The organism is Xanthomonas sp. GPE 39 (genome assembly GCF_000963005.1).
Lineage (GTDB): Bacteria > Pseudomonadota > Gammaproteobacteria > Xanthomonadales > Xanthomonadaceae > Xanthomonas_A.
In genome coordinates this window covers 2559195-2574678 of the sequence record NZ_JZHZ01000007.1, presented here as the reverse complement: position 1 = coordinate 2574678, position 15484 = coordinate 2559195, and the positions used below count along the sequence as shown (strand labels likewise).

Below are 15484 nucleotides of genomic sequence, written 5' to 3'. Positions count from 1 at the left end.
CGTCTTCATGAGGGCACGTCGCCGCGATGGGCGCGTTCCCCGTCATCCAGGCGCGGAACGCGCCGGTTGCATCGGGGGTGTGCCATGCCACGGCCGACGCCGTTCGACTTCACTGTGCCTGCGATCCGTGGCAGGCCAAACAGTGGGTGATCCGTCGGCGGACGAAACCGATCGAAGGAGACCCGAGATGACTGCCATCGTGATTTATGGAGATGCTGTACAGCAAGCCCGCAACCGGATCCGCTCGGTGCAGGTGTCCGTGATGTTCAACATACTGGGGTATATGCAAATCAGTGAAGGAGAGCAGTATGCAAGTCTGCTTGTAACGAAGATTAATTCACTGAAGGAAGTTCCAGGAAACGGCGCTGCCAATGCCAACCTCGCGCGCGCAAAAATTTACATCAATAATTTCTACAACAACAATAACGGAGAAGGCGGGGAGGTTAAAGATGTATTCGCGCTGGGGGATGCCATTCGTGAAGTTGGGGAGTACATTGAAAATGGTGGCGCAGGAAAGTCTATCAAGGATTTCGAGAATAATCTGCGTAACAAAGTGGCATTCGATAAGTCAACCAACAGGGCGCGCCAGGAGGTGTCTGACTATGCATTGAGCGAATGGCCGCCCCTTGGGATATTCAAGAATCGCCTCCTGGATCGCAGTGTGGTCAAGTACATGGAGCGTTTTTATGGGCCATATATTGGTGCGGATATATCAGGAACCACCACCGATGGGCTGGCGGTGTTGGCCTATCTAGAAAATGTTGGTAACGAAAATGGCATGAAAGAACGAGCAATGACGCAAGCTCAGCAGGGATGGGAGTTGCCGCCGATCGCCAGCATGGTACTGCAGTACCATCATTCGCTACTGGAGTGCGGCTTGGCCTTGGCATTGAAAAATAGTGCATTGAAAGAAGGTGAGTCGGATGAATCTTTGTTGAGATATTTTAATTATTACGACTTGGGGACGCTTCTTAATTCAATAAGGGCGAAGTCGATATTCAGTCATCTCCTTAGGGATGGCAGTGAAATGATGCGTTCCGAATTGGGTGGATATAGGTTGATTGTATTGCGTGATTTTATTGACGTTGGATCAGTTGATCGGGAGTATTGTGAGATTGGATTGCTGGTGAATGGATGCGATGATATGTTTAATATTGGGCAGGAAGTTTATAATTTATTTTGCGAAAAAATAAGGGATCAATTAATTTCCGGTGATGGTGCATATCGCGACGGAAATCCCAGTCTTTTGAATGTGGCTTTGTCATGTGGTGGAAATGTTGGGATCAGTGAAGATGGTATAAAAAATCTGGCTAGGATGAAATTGGCTGACTTGAAAAATTTGAAAGAAAACGGGAAAGCATTTGATGATTTATATAACGTAATCAGGGGTGCGTCGCCAAATCAGGGGGTGGGCATTGTTGATTCTGGAGACGCCGCTGCCGAAGATAGTGCTGTCGAAACGACGCCGCCGAACACGCTGCTCTCCACATTAAATTCGCTTCAGCCTTCCCAGCTTGCGGCATTGAGAAAAATACTGTCCAACTGATGCTGGGGTGACGTCGCTATTCCATGCTGTGCTATGGGTATGCGCGCCTATTTCTAGTTCGGAACGGCTGACCGAACAGTCGGCCGTTTTGTCTGCCTCTGTCTGTATCATGCGGTTTTTGGGTTGCGCGACATGTCGCGAAGGCCATCCTGGCTGTATTCGCGATGTTGCGACAGCCGATCGGAGCCGTGGGCGATAAAAGCGATTATGGCATCTTGGAGGTCGTAGACAAGTTTTCACAGGCCTCCGCGTCACACGTCATTTCTCACCGAAGTTTCAGGCACAACGCCGCAACGAAACATTCGGGGTAATGAAAAATGTTCGAAAGTGAAGCGACGGTTAGTGTGAAAAAGGGTTCCGTCCCAGATGAAATATGGCAAGACTGGGTGCAGTGCGCGAAGATTCTTCGCGGAAGAGCAATGTTTTTGACAAAAGGAAATGTCGAGGAGGCTGAGGATATTCTTTCATCGACTATTATCAGGACAGCAAATCACGTTTTGCTGCATCGTACTGTAGTGCGTGAGCCGCGTTCGTTTTTCCTGTGTGCGCTCAATAACGAGTTCATTAGTCGCTGTCGGAAGCATGCACATGAGCGTCGTTTGCGCGACTTTCATGCCGATGTGTACAGCGATCTGCTTGCGCCTGAGGACGGGTTGGGAATAGTAGGTGTTGAGGACACCAGATCGAATCGGGACACATTGGCGCTGCTGGAACGCGTGGTTGCACGGCTACCGTCTGACGGTCGCTTATTGTTTCGGTTGCGATTTCGTGAGGAACGCTCCAGTGTCGAGATCGCTTCGCTGTTGAAAATATCACCAGCACTTGTGCGTAAACGCGTCCAATTGTTACGCCAAAAGCTGCGCGGTGCGGTTGCCGTGCTGGAGTGATCATCGCGTTGCCTTTCACAGTGTGTTCCTTGCTGCGTCTTAGTGATAAGCCCCTTGTCGATCCACCGTATAACGAGGAATCAATGTCATGGCAGAACAGAACGTCAATGCGCAGGTGACCGATGCAGTCACTCAAACCAATGTGAAGGTAGTGGCCGAGGCGCCAGCGCAGGCGATTGCCTCGCTGTACCAAGTGGTCAGCCATGCGACCGGGCTGTCGGTGCAGAACGCTGTGCACAGTCAGCAGGCGATGAACCAGATTACGACCGCGATCGTGTCCAAGGCCTGTCAACTAATCATGGAAGTGGCCGATAGCGGAACCAAGCCCTAGTCGCTGATTGCCGGAGATCCTTGCCATGAATTTGATGGATTGGTTGCGGAATTTCAAACTGCCACTTGCCAGCGTGTCGACCGCGCCAGGCAGCCAGACTGCGGATCGTGCCAATGAACGCGATGCCGTATCTGACGCGACGGACACCGCCGATGCTGCTGTGGCCGTGTCCGCCGCGCCGACGGAGACGGAGACGGAGAAAGCGACCATGGGCCAGGCTGCGTCGGCGCAGGGCGAACATGGTGTCGTTGCATCCACGTCGCCTGCTTCACAGCCAGCGACAAGCGTCGAGGCTGACAGTGCCACGAATGTCGCGGACACGCCTGTCATCGCTGAGGCCGACCAAGGTGGCGAGACGGGGGCGGCCAGCAGTACCAGCAGTACCTGCAGCCCAAGCAGCCCAAGCACAACAACTACGCCAGCTACCGTAAATGGGAGTGTCAACGCAGCTGCGTCGCCACCGGATACCTCCGCGCTCAATCAGAAGATCGTGCAGGCGGTGGATTTCAGCAATGCGCAAACGACTCAGTATTTGTCGCCGGCTATGATCCGGACACCGCCGGACGTGATGGCGACGCAGAGCGCGGGATTGGCGGTGCAGGATGCTGCGGGCTACATGAACGCGATCATGCAGATCGCGTTGGCGGCACAGGCCGTGATTGCCAAGAAGGCGGCCGAAGGGCCGGTGCAGGCGGTCGAGGAGATTCCGGTCTTGTTGGAGATGCAGAAGATGGTCGCTTCTGCGGTCGAGGTCTATGGCCAGGTTAGTCAAGTCGCCGGAAACTCCGCCAAGGCGATTGGCACTGCGGTTTCCTCCATCACCAGTGGGTAAGGGGGTGTCTATATGGATCCCGGACAAGTGAAGGCGGTCAAGCAGCACGCCAGTGATACGGCATTGTCCCAATTGTTGTCCGCGCAGCGTCAGGTCGAGCAGGCGCGCAGTTGCTACCAGGCCTTGCGCGCGTTATTGCCGACCACCTTGATCGAAGCGGTGCGCCTGACACAGGGCGAGCAGCGCGCTGCAGAAGCCGGCCAGCAGGGTCGGGATGCGGCCAACGGTCTGATCCACCAGGCAGAACGCGCGTTGCAGCAAGTGATCACCGCTTTGCGGGTGGATCACGAAGCGATGGTTGCGTTGATCCGGCAATTGAATGGCGCGGCGCGGGATATCCAGGTGCCTCCACCTTTGTCGATGGTTCCGGTCGGCGACGACGATCATGGCGAGGATGCGCGGCGTGTTGTGGCATCACTGCGTGGCGCTATCGCCACCGAGGTTGCGCAGGCGATCGATCAGCAACTGCAGCCCTTGCGTGCGCAGGTCGAAGCGCTGTTGGCGCAGATGGGCGCTGCCTCGCCGACACCGTCTCGCGTGACACGATGATCGCGATGCGACGCGAGTTCACACCCTTCCCGTTGTTGCGTCTTTTAAGAGCCGAACGCCTCCGGCTAAACGAGGCTTATCCCACAGGAGTAAAAATCATGCCAGATCCCACTCATGTCAATACGATGGTGACCGATGCGGTTACCCAGTCCAATGTGAAAGTGGTGGGCGAAGCTCCCGCCATTGCGATCAGTTCCTTGTACCAGACGATGGCGCATTCGACCGGCATTCTGTTCGAGAATGCGGTGGCAGCTCAGCAGCAGCAGAACACCCTGGCGCAGGCCGCGGCTAATCAGGGCGTGATGCAGATCTATAGCGTCGACACAATGTCTGGTGCTGGCGCGACCGAGAAGGTGGCTCAGTCCGGAGTGGCCGATAATCTGACCAGCCTGCTCACCGTGTTGCAGGCGTTCAGCAACAACAACAGCTGATCGTTGTAGCGATGCGTTTCAAGGCTCCTTTCTGGAATACGGAAAGGAGCCTTTTTGATCCGCAGCGGTGGCACTGACGCTGCGCCCAGCGCTCAATACGCAATGAGTGTGGGGTGTGCCTGGATTCCATACAGTCTCAGGCCGCCATGCCGGAGCGGAGAGAGGTGCAATGAAATCGCGCAAGTCACCACCGCGCATGCAAGTGTCCGAGCAGGTACAGGGTCTGCTAAAACTCGCCACGACGGCGTTGCCGGTGCTGTACCTGTCCGGGCGCATGTTCGCCGACGCCTACTGGTCGGCGCTGGGAATGGGGGCGCTGCCGTTGAGCTATGCCAGCGACGATTACATCTACATGGGATTGCTCGCGTTGACATGGAGCGCGGCCTCGCTCTTCGGTATGAACCATGAGCAATGGCGAGGTGTGGTGTTGCTGGGGGGCATCGGCCTGGGCATCACGGCGCTGTTGGGCTGGTCCGTGTTCGGCGCGTTACGCGATTGGTTGCGAGTGCGCGCGCAAGTGCGGATGGCCGGCATCAGTCCAGATAATGCATGGCGTGTTTCCGAGGCCATGGTGCTTGCGTTCGTGATGGTGGTAGCCCTGTTGGTGCTGACGGCATTGGCGGCGCGGCAGGAAGGCACTCGTCATGCTAATCAGCGGCTGCGGCGCTTGACCATGGAGGCGAACGTTGGCAGCGCTGTCGGACGCGTGGAGGAGAAGGTCGCGGATAAGGTGGTCGTACTCGATTGCAATGGGCGCTGGTGCGTGGTGTGGCAGCCGGGTGGGCCTGTCGCTTTGCCGGTCGACAAGATCGTGCGTGTGCAGGCACGAGGTCACGTGGCCGATGTCGCATCCGTGCATCAGAAGAGTGATTAAGAGCGGCTAACAAAACGACTGCGTCGCCGCCGGACGGGCGCGGGCAGTGCTCGGAATCCTCATGTACCTCTGTACACTGCGGTTTCTGCGCGCTGTCCGCGCCCACCCGACAGCGACTCGCGACGTTTTGTTCACCACTCTAACGAGAAACGTCGCGACTGGCTGTCGGATGCACGCGGACAGCGTGCAGAAACCGCGGTGTACAGTGAGGGGGACGCGAGCATTGCCCGTCCCGTACCCGTACCCGTACTCGTACTCGTCCGGGGGCGACACCGTGTCGTTTTGTTAGCCACTATATTGGTGCGCGCGGAGCCAATTGCACAGTGTGCGATGGTCGCTATATCCCAAAGCTATCAGGTCGTTGTGTTGCAATGGCGAGTGCATCCGCATTCGGCGTGTTGACGCCTCTGTACACGTGTTTCCTTACACGTGTTTCCCTATTCGTCAGAACATGAGAGCCCTTCTCAAGTTTGCGTGTGCCGTGCGTGTGCTGGCGGCCGCTTGCCGAGGAGGGCGCGCCTGCTGGTGGGGCGCCGGCGTTTTGAAAAAAATAACCTTTAAATCATATGGTTATATGATGTTTGCGAGCCGGGCGAGGGCTCCGTTCGGTGCCGCAGGCCGATCGAAACTGCTTGCGGTCGCCGCTGGGGCTGGTATCGTGCGCCGCCCGACCATCGACGCTGAGATCCGACCGATGCGTGGCACCCTCTACATCGTCGCGGCGCCTTCCGGCGCCGGCAAGAGCAGCATCGTCAATGCGACCCTGGCGCGTGACCCGCAGATCGCGTTGTCGATCTCGTTCACCTCGCGCGCGCCGCGCCCGGGCGAGCGCCATGCCGAGCACTATCACTTCGTTACCGCCACGCAGTTCCAGGGCATGATCGAGGCCGGCGATTTTTTTGAATACGCCAGCGTGCATGGCGATTGGAAGGGCACCGCGCGGCAATCGGTGGAGCCGCAGTTGGCCGCCGGCCGCGATGTGCTGCTGGAGATCGACTGGCAAGGCGCGCATCAGGTGCGCGCCAAGGTGCCCGACGCGGTCAGCGTGTTCATTCTGCCGCCGTCGCGGCAGGCGCTGGAGCAGCGCATGCGCAAGCGCGGCCAGGACAGCGAGGCGGTCATCGCGCAGCGGCTGGCCGCCGCGCGCGAGGAGATGTCGCACTACGCCGATTTCGACTACGTCATCGTCAACGAGCATTTCGATACAGCGGTGGACGAGATGTGCGCGATCTTCGTCGCCAGCCGCTTGCGCCGCTTGCCGCAACAGCAGCGTCATGCCGGGCTGATCGCGACCCTCTTGCAGGAATCGCCAACTGGCTGATTCCAAAGGAAACTGAATGGGGTGAGGTTGATTCCGGGCCGGTGCCGCCCTACAATCGCCACTCTTTCCCTCATTCCAACGCGTGGCCGTCGCCGGCCCGCCGGGAGCCCGCATGGCCCGCATCACCGTAGAAGATTGCCTGGAAGTTGTGAACAACCGTTTCGAACTGGTCATGATGGCGTCCAAGCGCGCCCGCCAGCTTGCCAACGGCGTGCAGGCCACCCTCGACAACACCGAGTCCTCCGACAAGCCCACCGTGCTGGCATTGCGCGAAATTGCCGCGCGCAAGATCGACAATGCGCTGATCGATCAGGTCGAGAAAGCCGAACGCGAGCGCGCCGAGCGCGAGGCGCTGGAATGGGCCGCCGCCGAGGTCGTTGCCGACGAGGACATGTCCAAGAACGACGATTGATCGCGCCGCCGCGCTGTGATCGTTCGACCAGCAGCCCGCATCCGCGGGCTGTTTCGTTTCTACGGTTTGCCGTCCACGCGCTGCTGACATAGTCTTTGCCAATGAACCCCGGTCCCCCCGCCCAGGTCGCCAGCGCTGCGCCTTCACCAGTCGATGGGTCAGTCCCCGACTACGTCCTGCAACTTGAGCGCAGCGCCAGTTATCTGCCCGTTGAGCAAATACCGTTGCTGCGCCGCGCGTGGGAAGTCGGTGCGTCCGCGCATGCCGGGCAGACCCGCAAGTCGGGCGAACCCTATATCACGCATCCGGTGGCAGTGGCCGGGGTGTTGGCTGAGTTGGGCCTGGACGTGGAGGCGCTGATCGCGGCCATCTTGCACGACACCATCGAGGACACGCCGTTGACGCGCGCCGAGCTGGCCGCCGAGTTCGGCGAAGCGGTTGCCGAACTGGTCGATGGCGTCACCAAACTGGACAAACTCAAGTTTCGCGACCGTCAGGAGGCGGCGGCGGAGAGCTTCCGTAAAATGCTGTTGGCGATGTCGCGCGACCTGCGCGTAATCATGATCAAGCTCGCCGACCGCTTGCATAACATGCGCACGCTCGGTGCGCAGAGCGCCGAGGCGCGTGGTCGTATCGCCCGTGAGACCTTGGAAATCTATGCGCCGATCGCGCAGCGTCTGGGCATGAGCTTGATGAAATCCGAGTTGCAGAACCTCGGGTTTCGCGCGCTGCATCCGTGGCGCCACGCGATCATCGAGAAACATATCCGCAGCCAGCCGGTGGTGCGCCGCGAGTCGATGACCCTGGTGGAAGTGCAGTTGTCCCAGCGCTTGGCCAAGGAAGGGTTGGAGCACCGTCTGGTCAGCCGGATCAAGACCCCGTGGAGCATCTACAACAAGATGCGCGACGAGAACAAATCCTTCGATCAGGTGATGGATGTGTTCGGCTTTCGTCTGGTGTTGCGCGGCGTATCCGATTGCTATCACGCGCTGGGCGCGGTGCATGCCACGTTCAAGCCGCTTGATGCGCGTTTCCGCGATTTCATTGCCATTCCCAAGGCCAATGGCTACCAGTCGCTGCATACGGTGTTGTTTGGTCCCTACGGCTCGCCCATCGAGGTGCAGATTCGTACCGAGGAGATGGACCTGATTGCCGAGCGCGGCGTCGCCGCGCACTGGACCTACAAGTTCGGCGGCGACTCGCCCAACAACGCGCAGAGCCGCGCGCACGCCTGGATCGTGGAGTTGATCGAGTCCCAGCGTGCCGCGGGTTCCTCGCTGGAGTTTCTGGATAACGTCAAGGTCGATCTGTTTCCTGACGAAGTGTATCTGTTCACGCCCAAGGGCAAGATCCTGGCATTGCCGCGCAATTCCACTGCACTGGATTTCGCCTATGCCGTGCATACCGACGTCGGCAACCGCGCGGTGGCCTCGCGCGTGGATAAGAAGCTGGTGCCGCTGCGCACCAAGTTGGTCAGCGGGCAGACCGTGGAAGTGATCACCGCGCGTTCGGCCACGCCAAAACCGCAGTGGCTGGAATTCGTGGTCAGCAGCAAGGCGCGCACCGCGATCCGTCATCAGCTCAAGCAACTCGAACACGAAGATGCGGTGCAGCTTGGTCATCGCATGCTCGACCGCGCGTTGGAGGGGATGGACAGTGCGTTGGAGCGCCTGCCGAAGGGGCGCCTGGATTCGTTCCTCAGCGAGCATCGCTACCCGCGCCTGGAGGCGTTGCTGGCCGACATCGCGCTGGGCAACTGGATGCCGACCCAAGCCGCGCAGGCATTGATGGCCTATGCCGAGTTGCGTGGCGGCGGCCATTCCAAGCACTCGCAGGAAAAGATTCTAATCAACGGAACCGAGCGCGGCGTGGTCAGCTTCGCCAATTGTTGTCAGCCGATTCCCGGTGACGAGATCATGGGGTATCACACCGCCGGCAAGGGCATCGTGGTGCACCGCTTGGATTGCCCGAACCTGGCCGAACTGCGCAAGTCGCCCGAGCGCTGGGTGCCGATCGATTGGGACGCCAGTGTCATCGGCGATTACGACACTGCTTTGGTGGTGGACGTGGAAAACCGCACCGGCGTGCTGGCGCAACTGGCTGCGGCAATCGCGCAGAGCCAATCCAACATCGAGCGTGTGGACTACCTGGATCGCGATTTCAATGCGGCGGTGCTGCGTTTCAATATTCAGGTGCGCGACCGCAATCACCTGGCCGAAGTGATGCGCCGGTTGCGACGTCTGAGTGCAGTGCAGAGCGTGCGCCGCCAGTAAATTCCAGATGCGGATGCGGATTTTCCGCGAGCGCGTGGCACGCGTATCGTGTGGGGCGTAGGCCCCGCGTCCCGGCTAAACTAGGCGGAAATTTCCCTTCCTTGGAGTGGACATGTCTCGCCAGATCATCCAGACCGACCGTGCCCCGGCGGCCATTGGCCCGTATTCGCAGGCCGTGCGTGCCGGCAACACCGTGTATTTCTCCGGGCAGATCCCGCTGGATCCGGCGACGGGCGAAATCGTCGCTGGCGACATCGCCGCGCAGGCGCGGCGCGCGTTCGATAACTTGCAGGCGGTGGCTGAGGCGGCGGGCGGTTCGCTGGCGCGCATCGTGCGGCTGGGGCTGTATCTCACCGACCTATCGCAGTTCGCGCAGGTCAATGCGGTGATGCAGGAGTACTTCCAGGCACCGTTTCCCGCGCGCTCCACGATTGAGGTCTCGGCCCTGCCAAAGGGAGCGGGTTTCGAGGTGGATGCGGTGATGGTGCTGGACTGATCAGCGCCCGTGTCGCCTGTGCAGGTTCCGCCGCCGGCGCTGTCTGCGGCAGGGCAGGCGGCGCTGACGACGCTGCCCGGCGTCGGTCCCAAGCTGGCGGAAAAATTCGCCGCGCGTGGTCTGTCCATCGTGCAGGATCTGTGGCTGCACCTGCCGCTGCGCTATGAGGACCGCACGCAACTGACCGCGGTGGCCGCGCTGCAGCCTGGGGTGCCCGCACAGGTGGATGTGCGGGTGCAGGCGGTGGATCGCGGTTTTCGCTACCGGCCGATGCTGCGTGTCGCGGTGGCCGATGCCTCGCATGGCACGTTGGTGTTGCGTTTTTTTCAGTTCCGCGCGGCGCAGGCGGCACAGTTCGTGGTTGGCGCGCGTTTGCGTGCTTTCGGTACGCCCAAGCCAGGTCAGCATGGGCTGGAGTTCGTGCATCCAAGTTATCAGTTCCTCGGCGAAGACGAGGACGTGGCGCTGGGTGATCGTCTGGATCCGGTGTATCCGGTGGTGGAAGGGGTCGGTCCGGCGACCCTGCGCCGACTGATCGGCCAAGCACTGGATCGCCTGCCGCAAGACGCGTCGCTGGAGCTGCTGCCACCGGCGCTGCTGGCCGAACTGGACTTGCCATCCTTGCGTCACGCGTTGCTGGTCGCGCATCGGCCGCCACCGCAGGCTGATCTCGCTGCGCTGGCGGCGGGTCTGCATCCGGCGCAGCAGCGGCTGGTGCTGGAAGAGTTGCTCGCGCACCACCTGAGCCTGCGTCGTCAGCGGATCGCCTTGCAGCGGCAGCCAGCGCCGTCGTTGCGTAGCCGTGGGCTGTTGGTCAAGCGCCTGCAGCAGTCGTTGCCATTTCAGCTTACCGGCGCGCAGTTGCGGGTGTTCGCGCAGATTCGCGCCGATCTGGAGCAGCCGGCGCCGATGTTGCGGCTGGTGCAGGGCGATGTCGGCAGCGGCAAGACCGTGGTCGCGGCGTTGGCGGCGATGCTGGCGGTGGAAAAGCGCAAGCAGGTGGCGCTGGCGGCACCGACCGAACTGCTCGCCGAGCAGCATCTGACGAATTTGCGCGCCTGGCTGGAGCCGCTGGGAGTAAGCGTTGCCTGGCTGGCCGGCAAGGTCACCGGCAAGGCGCGCAGTACGGTATTGGCGCAGATCGCCTCGGGCCAGGCGCAGGTGGTGGTCGGTACGCATGCGTTGATGCAGGCGGCTGTGACATTCCACGATCTGGCGCTGGCCATCGTCGATGAACAGCACCGCTTTGGCGTGCACCAGCGCCTGGCGTTGCGCGACAAGGGCGCCTCGGGCGCGGGCGTGCCGCACCAATTGGTGATGACGGCCACGCCGATCCCGCGCACGTTGGCGATGGCCGCTTACGCCGATCTGGATGTCTCGGCGATCGATGAATTGCCGCCGGGTCGCACGCCGGTGCAGACCATCGTGCTCAATGCCGAGCGTCGTCCTGAGTTGGTGCAGCGCATTCGCGTCGCCTGCGCCGAAGGGCGTCAGGCCTATTGGGTGTGCACGTTGATCGAGGACGCCGAGGAGGGGCAGACATCCGCGCAGGCCGGTGCCGGCAATCGGCTTGAGGCCACTGCAGCGCAGGCCACCTTCGAGACATTGTCGGCGCAATTGCCGGAGCTACGCGTGGGCCTGGCTCATGGGCGCATGAAGTCCTCGGAAAAACAGGCCGCGATGCGTGCCTTCAAGCAAGGTGAGATCGACCTGCTCGTCGCCACCACGGTGATCGAAGTGGGTGTGGACGTGCCCAACGCCTCGCTGATGATCATCGAGAACGCCGAACGCCTGGGCTTGGCCCAACTGCACCAGTTGCGTGGTCGTGTCGGGCGCGGTGCGGCGGCTTCCAGTTGCGTGTTGATGTACCAGGCGCCGCTGTCGGCGATGGCGCGGCAGCGGTTGGAAACCATGCGTCAGACCAACGATGGTTTCGTCATTGCCGAAAAGGACCTGGAATTGCGAGGTCCTGGCGAGTTGTTGGGGACTCGCCAGACTGGTCTGGCGGCGTTTCGCGTGGCCGATCTTGCGCGTGATGCGGGATTGCTGCCGCGTGTGCATGCGTTGGCCGATCGGCTACTGGATACATCGCCTGCACTTGCCGACCGCATCGTCGCACGTTGGGTCGGTGGCGCGGTGCGGTTCGTGGCGGCTTGATGGGTAGCTCAGAATCCGGACTTCTCGGCTAGAGCGTGTGATGAACTTTGAAGGATGCTAGCGGCGTTGCTGAGCATGAGAGCGGTTAAATACGACGAAGTGCAGACCAGTCAGAGTTTCTGGCAAGTGCTCGTTGTCGCGTGACGTAGAATCGAGCGTAGGTCATTGACGATCGCTTCAAAGCAGCCTGCTTGCAGCCATCATTGCGTCTGCTAGTGGTCGCCTCCCATGGCGTGAAATCGTTGTGCAGCAGACGCCAGTTTTGCATGATGTGCAATGCCAGACTCGGTGTCCGAACGAATCAGCCAGCGATAGTGCATGCGCGACAAAATTCCTCTGTTGATCGATACCGATCCCGGTGTGGACGATGCGTTGGCTTTGTTGATGGCCTTCGCCGATAGGCGCCATGACGTGGTCGGCCTGACCGTTGTCGCGGGTAACGTTGGTCTGCAATACACGGTGCGTAACGCGCTGAAGGTGTGTGAGGTGGCGGGGCGCGAGGATGTGCCGGTGTTCGCAGGTTGTGCCGATCCCTTGCTGCATCCTGCAGTGGACGCGGCGCATGTGCATGGCATGGATGGGTTTGGCGATGTCGGCCTGGTGCCGGCGGCACGCGCTGCGCAAGCCGAACATGCGGCGCTGGCGATCCTGCGCCTGTCGCACCAGTATGCTGGTCGCCTGTTGCTGGTCGCGCTGGGCCCTCTGACCAATCTCGCGCTGGCGTTGAAACTGGATCCGACCTTGCCGCAGCGGCTACACCGCTGCGTGGTGATGGGCGGAGCGGTCACCTGTCACGGCAACATCACCCCGGCCGCGGAATTCAACATCGCCTTCGATCCGGAGGCGGCGCACATCGTGTTCTCCAGCTTTCCGCACATCGACGTCTGCGATTGGGAGGCGACCGTGGCGCATGGCCTGCCGTACATCGAGGTCGAACGATGGTTGGCTGCGGACAGCCCGCAGGCGCGTTTCTACGAGGCAATCTCGCGTAAGACCCGGCACGACTCGGAAGATGCGCGCGGCGAGTGCTGGTATGCGGCCGATGCGTTGGCGATGGCCTGGGCGTTGCAGCCTGATGGTGCTGAGCAAGTGCAGTCGCGTCCCTTGCAGATCGAGCTTTCTGGTGCTCACACCCGTGGCGCGACCCTGGTCGACTGGCAACGGCGACTTGGCCGGCCCGATAACGCGCAGATATTGATCCGCTATGACCCATCTTGCTTCCTGGTCCAGGTTCGCGCGGCGCTTGGGGCGGCATGACGTAGCGTGGTCGCATGGTCGCATGGTCGGCCGAGGCGGGGCTTGCGTTGCTCGGCTGGCGCTCGCGGACAACAGACACGTTGCGCCCAGGGCCGTCGCACTGCTATAGTTGCCCTCTTGTCCAGCAGCCACCTACGGTGCGAGCCCATGAAGGCCGACATCCATCCCCAGTATCGCGACGTCGTGTTTCACGATGTCACATCCGGTTTCAAGATTCTGACCCGTTCCACCATGTCCTCGAAAGAGACGATCAAGTGGGAAGATGGTGCGGAGTACGCGCTCATCAAGGTCGAAATTTCTTCGGCGTCTCACTCGTTCTACACGGGTAAGAGCAAGATGATCGACACCAGTGGTCGTATCGACAAGTTCCAGAAGCGCTACGCGCGCTGATCGGAACGCTCGGTAAGTATGCGGCGGCCGCGTTTTGCGCGGCCGTTTTGCTATCCGGCGCGTGCGTTGTCACTTCGGCGTGAATATGTCGGAGTCATTGCCAGGCTGTGCCCGGCGAGGACGCAACGCTGTGTCCCGCGGCCTCGCCTCTGTGCTGCATCACGTATTTTGGTGGTGAGCAGGATGACAGGCGCTACAAATGTTGCTGTGCGATAATGCCGTGATCCATGGTAACGACCGTGGACTTTCTTCACGCGTCTGTTCGCAATGTGCCGGACGGGCGCCTTCCATCGAGGAGCGCACACTGTGTCCGATCTTGATCAGGTCACGCTGAATGCCGGCGACAAGTCGGTCGTTCTGCCGGTACTCAAGCCCACCTTGGGCAACGATTGCGTCGACGTTTCCAAGTTGACCAAAGAGACCGGTCTCTTTACCTACGATTCGGGTTTCACCGCCACTGCAAGTTGCAAGTCGGCGATCACCTACATCGACGGCGACAACGGCGTGCTGCTGTATCGTGGCTACCCGATCGAGCAGTTGGCCGAGAAGTCCAACTTCCTGGAAGTCGGCTATCTGCTGATGAACGGCGAGTTGCCTACCGCCGACGAATTCAAGAAGTTCGAACACGAAGTGACGCATCACACGATGATGCACGAGTCGCTGAAGAACTTCCTGGGCGGTTTCCGCCACGACGCGCACCCGATGGCCATGCTGGCCGGCTCAGTGGCTTCGCTGTCGGCGTTCTACCACGACACGCTCGACTTGAACGATCCGGAACAACGGCGTCTGGCGGCGATCCGTCTGATCGCCAAGGTGCCGACGATCGCTGCCGCTGCCTATCGCTATTCGATTGGCTGGCCGATCCGCTATCCGCGCAACAATCTCGCTTATGTCGAGCGCTTCCTGCATCTGATGTTCGAGGTGCCTAGCGAGCAGTTGCAGATGAATCCGGTCGTGGCCAAGGCGCTGGATCTGTTGTTCATCCTGCATGCCGACCACGAGCAAAACGCCTCGACCTCGACGGTGCGCCTGGTCGGCTCCACTGGCGCCAATCCGTATGCGTCGGTTGCTGCCGGCATCACCGCGTTGTGGGGTCCGGCTCACGGCGGCGCCAACGAAGCCGTGCTGAAAATGCTGGAGGAGATCGGCACTGCGGACAACGTCGAGAGCGCCGTGGCCAAAGCCAAGGACAAGAACTCCAGTTTCCGTCTGATGGGCTTCGGTCATCGCGTTTACAAGAACTTCGATCCGCGCGCCAAGATCATCCGCGAGATGACCCATAAGGTGCTGGGCGAACTGGGTGTCAACGATCCGCTGTTGGAAGTGGCGTTGAAGCTGGAAGAGGCGGCGTTGAAGGACGACTACTTCGTGCAGCGCAAGCTGTACCCGAACGTCGATTTCTATTCGGGCATCATCTACAAGGCGCTCAACATTCCGGTGGAGATGTTCACCGTCATGTTCGCCATCGCCCGGACCGTCGGCTGGGTGTCGCATTGGCTGGAGCAGCAGGTCGATCCAGAAATGAAGATTGGTCGTCCGCGGCAGATCTACACCGGTTACGACAAACGCGATTACACCAGCGTCGGCAAGCGCTGATCCCAGCGTCGTTGCTGTGTGTCTCTGAAACGCCTCACATTGTGGGGCGTTTTTTTGCCTCTCGCAGCAGCGAGCATTCGGTGCGAATGTTCCCCGCCAGGTGGGTTTTGCGTGGCAGGTGGGGCTTGCTGC

15 protein-coding genes and 1 other RNA gene are annotated in these 15484 nt (G+C 60.4%); all 16 read left to right on the top strand.

Annotated features, from left to right (window positions below):
* Window positions 1–187 precede the first annotated feature (187 nt).
* The 16 genes from XALGPE39_RS10700 (at window position 188) to XALGPE39_RS10630 (ending at window position 15352) form a co-directional block, all read left to right on the top strand.
* Complete coding sequence (locus XALGPE39_RS10700) at window positions 188–1546, top strand: hypothetical protein (protein ID WP_045728163.1); 1359 nt, start codon at window positions 188–190, stop codon at window positions 1544–1546.
* Between the two features lie 317 nt (window positions 1547–1863).
* Window positions 1864–2433: a sigma-70 family RNA polymerase sigma factor gene (locus XALGPE39_RS10695; RefSeq protein WP_045728162.1), complete on the top strand. Its 570-nt coding sequence runs from the start codon at window positions 1864–1866 to the stop codon at window positions 2431–2433.
* 88 nt (window positions 2434–2521) lie between these two features.
* Window positions 2522–2764 (top strand): RebB family R body protein, encoded by a 243-nt coding sequence (locus tag XALGPE39_RS10690; RefSeq protein WP_045728161.1) that lies wholly within the window; start codon window positions 2522–2524, stop codon window positions 2762–2764.
* A gap of 7 nt (window positions 2765–2771) precedes the next feature.
* A complete protein-coding gene (locus XALGPE39_RS14925) occupies window positions 2772–3596 on the top strand; it encodes a hypothetical protein (RefSeq protein ID WP_152624887.1) in 825 nt (274 codons plus the stop codon).
* Window positions 3597–3608: 12 nt separating this feature from the next.
* Complete coding sequence (locus XALGPE39_RS10680) at window positions 3609–4145, top strand: hypothetical protein (protein WP_045728160.1); 537 nt, start codon at window positions 3609–3611, stop codon at window positions 4143–4145.
* Between the two features lie 98 nt (window positions 4146–4243).
* The gene (locus XALGPE39_RS10675) at window positions 4244–4576 is read left to right on the top strand and encodes a RebB family R body protein (protein WP_045728159.1); all 333 of its coding nucleotides are present in this window, start codon (window positions 4244–4246) and stop codon (window positions 4574–4576) included.
* A 169-nt stretch (window positions 4577–4745) separates the two neighbouring features.
* Window positions 4746–5450, top strand: coding sequence for a hypothetical protein (locus XALGPE39_RS10670; RefSeq protein WP_045728158.1), 705 nt, complete (start codon window positions 4746–4748; stop codon window positions 5448–5450).
* 61 nt (window positions 5451–5511) lie between these two features.
* A non-coding RNA gene (locus tag XALGPE39_RS15250) (sX9 sRNA) lies at window positions 5512–5586 on the top strand.
* Between the two features lie 558 nt (window positions 5587–6144).
* Window positions 6145–6771, top strand: a complete 627-nt coding sequence (gene gmk / locus XALGPE39_RS10665; RefSeq protein ID WP_045728157.1) for a guanylate kinase — start codon at window positions 6145–6147, stop codon at window positions 6769–6771.
* 112 nt (window positions 6772–6883) lie between these two features.
* Window positions 6884–7183: a DNA-directed RNA polymerase subunit omega gene (gene rpoZ / locus XALGPE39_RS10660; protein WP_045729149.1), complete on the top strand. Its 300-nt coding sequence runs from the start codon at window positions 6884–6886 to the stop codon at window positions 7181–7183.
* A gap of 101 nt (window positions 7184–7284) precedes the next feature.
* The gene (locus tag XALGPE39_RS10655; RefSeq protein WP_045728156.1) at window positions 7285–9456 is read left to right on the top strand and encodes a bifunctional (p)ppGpp synthetase/guanosine-3',5'-bis(diphosphate) 3'-pyrophosphohydrolase; all 2172 of its coding nucleotides are present in this window, start codon (window positions 7285–7287) and stop codon (window positions 9454–9456) included.
* 112 nt (window positions 9457–9568) lie between these two features.
* Window positions 9569–9952, top strand: a complete 384-nt coding sequence (locus XALGPE39_RS10650; RefSeq protein ID WP_045728155.1) for a RidA family protein — start codon at window positions 9569–9571, stop codon at window positions 9950–9952.
* 9 nt (window positions 9953–9961) lie between these two features.
* Entirely contained in the window at window positions 9962–12109 is a 2148-nt protein-coding gene (recG, locus tag XALGPE39_RS10645; protein ID WP_045728154.1) for an ATP-dependent DNA helicase RecG, read from the top strand.
* A 318-nt stretch (window positions 12110–12427) separates the two neighbouring features.
* Window positions 12428–13366 (top strand): nucleoside hydrolase, encoded by a 939-nt coding sequence (locus XALGPE39_RS10640; protein ID WP_045728153.1) that lies wholly within the window; start codon window positions 12428–12430, stop codon window positions 13364–13366.
* 147 nt (window positions 13367–13513) lie between these two features.
* Window positions 13514–13756, top strand: coding sequence for a type B 50S ribosomal protein L31 (locus XALGPE39_RS10635; RefSeq protein ID WP_045728152.1), 243 nt, complete (start codon window positions 13514–13516; stop codon window positions 13754–13756).
* Between the two features lie 306 nt (window positions 13757–14062).
* Entirely contained in the window at window positions 14063–15352 is a 1290-nt protein-coding gene (locus XALGPE39_RS10630; RefSeq protein WP_045728151.1) for a citrate synthase, read from the top strand.
* The last annotated feature ends 132 nt before the right edge of the window (window positions 15353–15484 follow it).

Bases quoted from the DNA above. Each gene is read 5' to 3' on its own strand.
- XALGPE39_RS10700 (WP_045728163.1), top strand. From the start codon at position 188: ATGACTGCCATCGTGATTTATGGAGATGCTGTACAGCAAGCCCGCAAC.
- XALGPE39_RS10695 (WP_045728162.1), top strand. From the start codon at position 1,864: ATGTTCGAAAGTGAAGCGACGGTTAGTGTGAAAAAGGGTTCCGTCCCA.
- XALGPE39_RS10690 (WP_045728161.1), top strand. From the start codon at position 2,522: ATGGCAGAACAGAACGTCAATGCGCAGGTGACCGATGCAGTCACTCAA.
- XALGPE39_RS10680 (WP_045728160.1), top strand. From the start codon at position 3,609: ATGGATCCCGGACAAGTGAAGGCGGTCAAGCAGCACGCCAGTGATACG.
- XALGPE39_RS10675 (WP_045728159.1), top strand. From the start codon at position 4,244: ATGCCAGATCCCACTCATGTCAATACGATGGTGACCGATGCGGTTACC.
- XALGPE39_RS10670 (WP_045728158.1), top strand. From the start codon at position 4,746: ATGAAATCGCGCAAGTCACCACCGCGCATGCAAGTGTCCGAGCAGGTA.
- gmk (WP_045728157.1), top strand. From the start codon at position 6,145: ATGCGTGGCACCCTCTACATCGTCGCGGCGCCTTCCGGCGCCGGCAAG.
- rpoZ (WP_045729149.1), top strand. From the start codon at position 6,884: ATGGCCCGCATCACCGTAGAAGATTGCCTGGAAGTTGTGAACAACCGT.
- XALGPE39_RS10655 (WP_045728156.1), top strand. From the start codon at position 7,285: ATGAACCCCGGTCCCCCCGCCCAGGTCGCCAGCGCTGCGCCTTCACCA.
- XALGPE39_RS10650 (WP_045728155.1), top strand. From the start codon at position 9,569: ATGTCTCGCCAGATCATCCAGACCGACCGTGCCCCGGCGGCCATTGGC.
- XALGPE39_RS10640 (WP_045728153.1), top strand. From the start codon at position 12,428: ATGCGCGACAAAATTCCTCTGTTGATCGATACCGATCCCGGTGTGGAC.
- XALGPE39_RS10635 (WP_045728152.1), top strand. From the start codon at position 13,514: ATGAAGGCCGACATCCATCCCCAGTATCGCGACGTCGTGTTTCACGAT.